Source organism: Streptomyces rubellomurinus (genome assembly GCF_000961885.1).
GTDB classification, from domain to species: domain Bacteria; phylum Actinomycetota; class Actinomycetes; order Streptomycetales; family Streptomycetaceae; genus Kitasatospora; species Kitasatospora rubellomurina.
Genome location: NZ_JZKH01000041.1, coordinates 63,578 through 69,869 on the forward strand (window position 1 = coordinate 63,578; position 6,292 = coordinate 69,869).

Below are 6,292 nucleotides of genomic sequence, written 5' to 3' on the forward strand. Positions count from 1 at the left end.
CAACCCCGCGCCCGCCCCGGCGGACGCCCCGAGAGGATCGTCATGACCACCCCGCCCCCGGCCGGCGGGCCCTCCGGCGCGCCCGCCGGCGGCCCGCGTCCCGTTCCGCCCAAGCCCGTCCTGCCGCCGCGCCAGCCCCGCCAGGACACCTACGCGCCCGGCGACGGGATGCTCGCCTGGCTGCCGTTCCGCCCCACCATCCGGATGCGGCTCACCCTGCTCTACGGCGGGATGTTCCTGATGGCCGGCGTCGTGCTGCTGCTGCTGATGTACTTCTTCGTCCGGCAGGCGCTGCACGACGTGGCGCCGCAGCCGTTCAACTTCGGCGTTCTCAACGCCAACGGCAGCGTGTCGTCGAACCTCCTGGTCAACGGCCAGCCGATGTCCAGCGGACAGCTGAACGACGCGCTCGCCGCCGTCCACGAGGCCCGCTCCACCTCGGCGCTCAACACGCTGCTGCAGAAGTCGCTCACCGTGCTGGTCTGCCTCGCCGTGATCGCCTTCGCGGCCGGCTACGCGCTGGCCGGCCGGGTGCTGCGCCCGCTCGGCCGGATCACCCGCACCGCCCGCGACGTCGCCTCCTCCGACCTGCACCGGCGGATCGAGCTGGACGGCCCGGACGACGAGCTCAAGGAGCTCGCCGACACCTTCGACGGGATGCTGGACCGGCTGGACCGCTCCTTCGACTCCCAGCGCCGCTTCGTCGCCAACGCCTCGCACGAGCTGCGCACACCGCTGGCGATCAACCGCACCCTGCTGGAGGTCCAGCTCTCCGACCCGGCCGCCTCGCCCGACCTCCAGCAGCTCGGCAAGACCCTGCTGGCGACCAACGAGCGCAGCGAGCAGCTGGTCGAGGGCCTGCTGCTGCTCGCCCGCAGCGAGAACGAGCTGACCGACCGCCGTCCGGTGGAGCTGTCCGAGGTGGCCACCCGGGCGCTGGAGCAGACCCGGGGCGAGGCCGACAAGCGCGAGGTCGACCTGCGCTCGAAGCTCGACCCGGCCGTGGTCGGGGGCAACGGCGTGCTGCTGGAGCGGCTCGCGCTGAACCTGCTGCAGAACGCCGTCCGGTACAACACCCCCGGCGGCTGGGTGGAGCTCGCCACCGCCGAGGTGCCCGGCGGCGGCGAGCTGGTGGTCTCCAACACCGGCCCGGTGGTGCCGGGCTACGAGCTGGAGCACATCTTCGAGCCGTTCCGGCGGATCAAGGGCGCCGACCGCACCCGCAGCGACAAGGGGGTCGGGCTCGGCCTGTCCATCGTCCGCTCGGTGGTGCGCGCCCACGGCGGCACCATCGAGGCCACCCCGCGCGCCGGTGGCGGCCTCACCATGCGGGTGCGCATCCCGAAGCCCTGACCACCGCGCCGGTCCCCGCGCACCGGCCTCCACCAGCCACGTTCCCAGCCGCCCCCGTCAGGCCCGTCAAGACGACATAAGGCCTGACGGGGGCGGCTTGTCTTTTCCCGCCCCGGCAACTTACGGTGTCGTAACCTACGCAACCGTAAGTGCGTCCGCCGGTGTGCCCGAGTCCGTGCCTCCGGCGGAGCGTCGAGTGCCCGCCCAACGCGCCCGTCCCGCGCGTGACCGTCTCCCGGGAGCAAGACCGTGACCATCGCCCCAGTGCAGAGCAGCACCTCGCTCGGATCGAGCGGCTGGACCGACACGCGACTGATCCTGGCCCTCGAAGAGGTCGTGGAGAAGGAGCTCGACCGCCACCTGGCCGTCGCCAAGGAGTGGATGCCGCACGAGTACGTGCCGTGGAGCCAGGGCCGCGACTTCGACGGAGTGCTGGGCGGCGAGGCCTGGGCGCTGGAGCAGTCCCGGGTGACGCCGCTGGGCCGGGTCTCGCTGATCGTGAACCTGCTGACCGAGGACAACCTGCCCAGCTACCACCACGAGATCGCCACCATGTTCGGCCGTGAGGGCGCCTGGGGCACCTGGGTGCACCGCTGGACCGCCGAGGAGGGCCGGCACGGGATAGCCATCCGCGACTTCCTGCTCGCCACCCGGGCCGTCGACCCGGTCGAGCTCGAGCGGGCCCGGATGAGCCACATGTCGGAGGGCTTCGAGTCCGACAACGCGCACAGCATGCTGCACTCGGTCGCGTACGTGGCCTTCCAGGAGCTGGCCACCCGCATCGCGCACCGCAACACCGGCAGGTACGCCGGCGACCCGCTGTGCGAGCAGCTGCTGGCGAAGATCGCCAACGACGAGAACCTGCACATGGTCTTCTACCGGAACCTGCTGAAGGCCGCCCTGGAGATCGCCCCCGACGAGGCCATGAGCGCCGTCCGCGACGTGGTCACCAACTTCCGGATGCCCGGCCACGGCATTCCCGGCTTCGAGCGCGCCGCCGCGCAGATCGCCCTCGGCGGGGTGTACAACCTGCGCATCCACCACGACGACGTGCTGCAGCCGGTGCTGCGCCACCTGCGCGTCATGGAGCTCGGCGGGCTCGGCGCGGAGGGCCTGCTGGCCCAGGACGAACTCGGGACCTTCCTGGACGGACTGGACACCCAGGCGCGCCGTTTCGACGAGCGCCAGCAGGCCAGGCTGGCCCGTCAGGCGGCCCGCCGGACCGCCGAATAGGCCGGCTCCCGGGGCGGTCGGAGTGGGTGGATTTTCCGCGGTTTGCCCCGGAACATTCTGAACGTGACCAAGGTCACACCGTGTCGCTCCACGGTTTCGACCGACCTCGGAGAGTGATGATCCCCTTCGGGGTGTCGATCGCGGTCCGTGACCGGATTCGGCCATCCGGCCCGCCCGGAGGATTGCGCGGCACCCCTGGTGGGCAAGGGAATCGGCGGGTGCCGCAGCGCCCGCCGGTCACCGTGCGTGGCCGAAGATTCGGCTCCCGGGCCGGGTGGCGATGGCCCAGCGTGAGGCCCGTCGCGCCCCGATGGATCACCCCAACGGCCCCCCGGCTGAGTGTCGATTGAGTAACAGGGCTTGAAGTAAGGCAAAATCTCGCCCTCGGGTCGGGCACAAGAACGACCCCCCATGCGTTACGTGCGCTGGAGATACCGCACACACCGCACAACCCGGAGGGGGAGAGCGAACAATGGCAACGGACTACGACACCCCACGCAAGACCGACGACGAGCTCAACGAAGACAGCATCGAGGAACTCAAGGCTCGCCGGAACGACAAGGGCGGCAGCTCGGTCGACGTCGACGAGTTCGACGCGGCCGAGGGCATGGAACTGCCGGGCGCCGACCTCTCCAACGAGGAGCTCGCCGTCCGCGTGCTCCCGAAGCAGGCGGACGAGTTCACCTGCATGAGCTGCTTCCTGGTGCACCACCGCAGCCAGCTCTACAGCGAGAAGAACGGCAACCCGATCTGCCGGGACTGCGGCGCCTGAGCACCGCAGCGGACATTGCCCGGCGCCCGCGGCTCCCGCGGGACCGGCACACCGTCCCTTCCGGCCCCGGGCAGCGGGGCCGGACGGCAGACCCGGGAGCCGCCCGCACGGGCGGCGCGCCGGTAGGACGGAGTCGGACGGCGCCATGCCGGCCAGCACGAAGTCGTAGGGACGGTCCCGCAGCCGCGGAACCGTCCCTCTCCGTTTTGGCGGGCCCCGGTTCTCCGGGGCCCGTTGTCGTCCTGTCCGGGCACTCGCCCCTGGTGCTCAGGTACGGGCGCCGCGACGGGCCTCCTCCAGCGCCGCGGCCAGCTTCATCGGCGAGCGGGTCGACAGATAGAGGTACGGCGTCGGGTCGGCCGGATCGGTCACCTCGACCCGCAGCGCGGTCGGGACGTAGCTGCGCAGCAGCATGAAGGCGCGCGGATCGGCCTTCGGCCCGCGCCAGGCCGCGGCCTCGGCCGGGCTCAGCGCCTGGGCGGCGCCCAGGGCGTCCACCGGGATCCGGGCCGGGCCGGCCACCAGCGAGCCCTGGACCACCCGGATCCGGGCGGAGCCGTAGCTGCTGATCGCGACCGCGCCGGCGGCCACGCCGACCACCAGCCCGATCAGTGCGGCCAGGCCGCCGACCCGGATCAGGATCAGCGCGAGGGTGAGGCCGACTGCGACCGGGAGCAGCCACCAGGAGCGCGGCACCGTGAGGCGTTCGTCGTACATGCCCCCCATTGTGGGCGCCCTGACGGCCCCGGCGGCACGCCGCCCCCGCCCGAGGCTTTGCTACTGGTGGGTAGGGTTGGCTCCCGTGACCGGTACGACCACCCCCACCACCCCCGCCGACCGGCCGGCGCTCGCGACGCCGTCCGCTCCGGCCGCCTCCACCCCCACCACCACTCCCACCACCCCGCCGCCGGACGCCGTCCTGCCGGAGCGCCACCCCGACGCGCCCGCCCCCGGCACCCGGATCGGCTCCCACTACGAGCACTGCTTCGGCTGCGGCCCGCAGCACCCCGGCGGCCTGCGGATCGACGCGGTAGCCGGTGAAGGACTCGACGTCACCGCCGAGTTCACCGTCCGCGACTTCCACCAGGGCGGCCCCGGCCTGGCCCACGGCGGGCTGCTGACCACCGCCATGGACGAGATCCTCGGCGCGCTCAACTGGCTGCTGCACGCCCCCGGCGTGACCGGCCGGCTGGAGACCGACTTCCTCTCCCCGGTTCCCGTCGACTCGGTGCTGCACCTGCGCGCCCGGGTGACCGGAGTGCACGGACGGAAGGTGTACGGCGCCGCCGAGGCGCGGATCGGCGGACCGGACGGGCCGGTCGCGGTGCGGGCACAGGCGCTCTTCATCCAGGTCAAGCTGGAACACTTCACCACGCACGGTCGTCCCGAGGACATCGAGAGGATCCTCGACGACCCGAAGCTGATGATGCGCGCACGAGCCTTTGAGGTGAACCCTTGAGCGAGACCCCCCGCCAGCCACTGGACGTCCTGATCCGGCGGATCGACCCCGAGCTGCCGCTGCCCGCGTACGCGCAGCCCGGCGATGCGGGAGCCGACCTGCGCACCACCGTCGACGCCGAACTCGCCCCCGGCGAGCGGGCCGTACTGCCCACCGGCATCGCGATCGCGCTCCCGGACGGCTACGCGGCCTTCGTCCACCCGCGCTCGGGGCTGGCAGCTCGTTGCGGAGTTGCCCTCGTGAACGCCCCGGGGACGGTCGATGCCGGGTACCGTGGAGAGATCAAGGTGATCGTCGTCAATCTGGACCCGCGCGAGGGGGTCAGCTTCCGCCGAGGGGACCGGATCGCCCAGCTGGTCATCCAGCAGGTCGAGAAGGCCCGCTTCCACGAGGTGGCCGAGCTGCCGGGGTCGGCACGCGCCGAGGGCGGGTTCGGGTCGACCGGTGGCCACGCCGCGGTCTAGCATTCCCGCGGCCTCGCAGGAAGCCGAGCAGGTATTCGCATCGGTCTTGGACCGGGAAGGACAGTGACCGTGTTCCGTCGTCGCCAGAAGAGCGAGGACGCTGTCGAGCAGCTCGCCGACGACGCCATCAGCGCCGACGAGACGGCCGATGACGTCGAAGGTTCCGCCGAGAGCGAGAACGTGACCGAGCTGGACCCGGCCGACAAGGTCGGCCTGCCGCCGGCCCCGCGGCCGGACGGCCCGTGGGACAGCTCCGAGCTGGAGAACCCCGAAGAGGGCCGCGTCGACCTCGGGGGCCTGCTGGTCCCGGGTGTCGAGGGCATGGAGCTGCGCGTCGAGGTCGCCGGTGACGCGATCGTCGCCGCGACGCTCGTGCTCGGCAACAGCGCCATCCAGCTCCAGGCCTTCGCCGCCCCGAAGTCGGAGGGCATCTGGGGGGAGGTCCGCGAGGAGATCGCCAACGGCATCACCTCGCAGGGCGGCATCGTCGAGGAGGAGGAGGGCCCGCTGGGCTGGCACCTCCGCGCCCAGGTACCGGTGCAGCTGCCGGACGGCACCCAGGGCGTGCAGCTGGTGCGCTTCGTCGGTTGCGACGGGCCGCGCTGGTTCCTGCGCGGCGTGATCTCGGGCCAGGCCGCCGTGCAGCCCGAGATGGCCGGCATCCTGGAGCAGGTCTTCCGTCAGACGGTCGTCGTGCGCGGTGAGAGCCCGATGGCTCCGCGCGACCCGATCGTGCTGAAGCTTCCCGAGGACGCCCAGATGGTCGCGGACGGTGGCGGGGCGGCCGCTGCCACCGCGGAGAACCGCTTCGGCTCGCTCGACCCGTTCGCGCGCGGCCCGGAGATCACCGAGGTCCGCTGACCGTTCACCGGTCGTTCGCCGATCGCCCCCGTCCGGAAGCCCGGACGGGGGCGATTTGCATGTGGCGTGCCCGTCCCCGTACAGTTCCGGAGTCGCCGCGGGAGACCGGGGCGACAAGGCGGAAAGCGAATCCGATGAATGAAACTCCGG

Annotated in this window: 7 protein-coding genes; 6 read left to right on the forward strand and 1 reads right to left on the reverse strand. The window is 72.2% G+C overall.

The window, feature by feature from the left end; all coding sequences use genetic code 11:
* Positions 1 to 42 precede the first annotated feature (42 nt).
* The 3 genes from VM95_RS20600 (at position 43) to VM95_RS20610 (ending at position 3,358) form a co-directional block, all read left to right on the forward strand.
* Positions 43 to 1,353: a sensor histidine kinase gene (locus tag VM95_RS20600; RefSeq protein ID WP_045698966.1), complete on the forward strand. Its 1,311-nt coding sequence runs from the start codon at positions 43 to 45 to the stop codon at positions 1,351 to 1,353.
* Positions 1,354 to 1,602: 249 nt separating this feature from the next.
* Positions 1,603 to 2,586, forward strand: a complete 984-nt coding sequence (locus tag VM95_RS20605) for an acyl-ACP desaturase (protein ID WP_045708358.1) — start codon at positions 1,603 to 1,605, stop codon at positions 2,584 to 2,586.
* Between the two features lie 472 nt (positions 2,587 to 3,058).
* Positions 3,059 to 3,358 carry a DUF4193 domain-containing protein gene (locus VM95_RS20610; protein WP_030285479.1) on the forward strand — a complete coding sequence of 100 codons (300 nt, stop codon included), beginning with the start codon at positions 3,059 to 3,061 and terminating at the stop codon, positions 3,356 to 3,358.
* A gap of 267 nt (positions 3,359 to 3,625) precedes the next feature.
* On the opposite strand, the gene VM95_RS20615 is transcribed toward VM95_RS20610, so the two are convergent.
* Entirely contained in the window at positions 3,626 to 4,075 is a 450-nt protein-coding gene (locus VM95_RS20615) for a DUF3093 domain-containing protein (protein ID WP_425265334.1), read from the reverse strand.
* Positions 4,076 to 4,277: 202 nt separating this feature from the next.
* On the opposite strand from VM95_RS20615, the gene VM95_RS20620 reads away from it, so the two are divergent.
* From VM95_RS20620 to VM95_RS20630, 3 genes are all read left to right on the forward strand, one after another.
* Positions 4,278 to 4,817 carry a PaaI family thioesterase gene (locus tag VM95_RS20620; protein WP_045699004.1) on the forward strand — a complete coding sequence of 180 codons (540 nt, stop codon included), beginning with the start codon at positions 4,278 to 4,280 and terminating at the stop codon, positions 4,815 to 4,817.
* Complete coding sequence (gene dut / locus VM95_RS20625; protein ID WP_045698974.1) at positions 4,814 to 5,281, forward strand: dUTP diphosphatase; 468 nt, start codon at positions 4,814 to 4,816, stop codon at positions 5,279 to 5,281. The genes VM95_RS20620 and dut overlap by 4 nt, the downstream gene beginning before the upstream one ends.
* Before the next feature lie 69 nt (positions 5,282 to 5,350).
* Positions 5,351 to 6,142 (forward strand): DUF3710 domain-containing protein, encoded by a 792-nt coding sequence (locus tag VM95_RS20630; RefSeq protein WP_045699005.1) that lies wholly within the window; start codon positions 5,351 to 5,353, stop codon positions 6,140 to 6,142.
* Positions 6,143 to 6,292: the final 150 nt, after the last annotated feature.

Coding starts and splice junctions, on each gene's coding strand:
- VM95_RS20600 (WP_045698966.1), top strand. CDS start 43: ATGACCACCCCGCCCCCGGCCGGCGGGCCCTCCGGCGCGCCCGCCGGC.
- VM95_RS20615 (WP_425265334.1), bottom strand. CDS start 4,075: ATGTACGACGAACGCCTCACGGTGCCGCGCTCCTGGTGGCTGCTCCCG.
- VM95_RS20610 (WP_030285479.1), top strand. CDS start 3,059: ATGGCAACGGACTACGACACCCCACGCAAGACCGACGACGAGCTCAAC.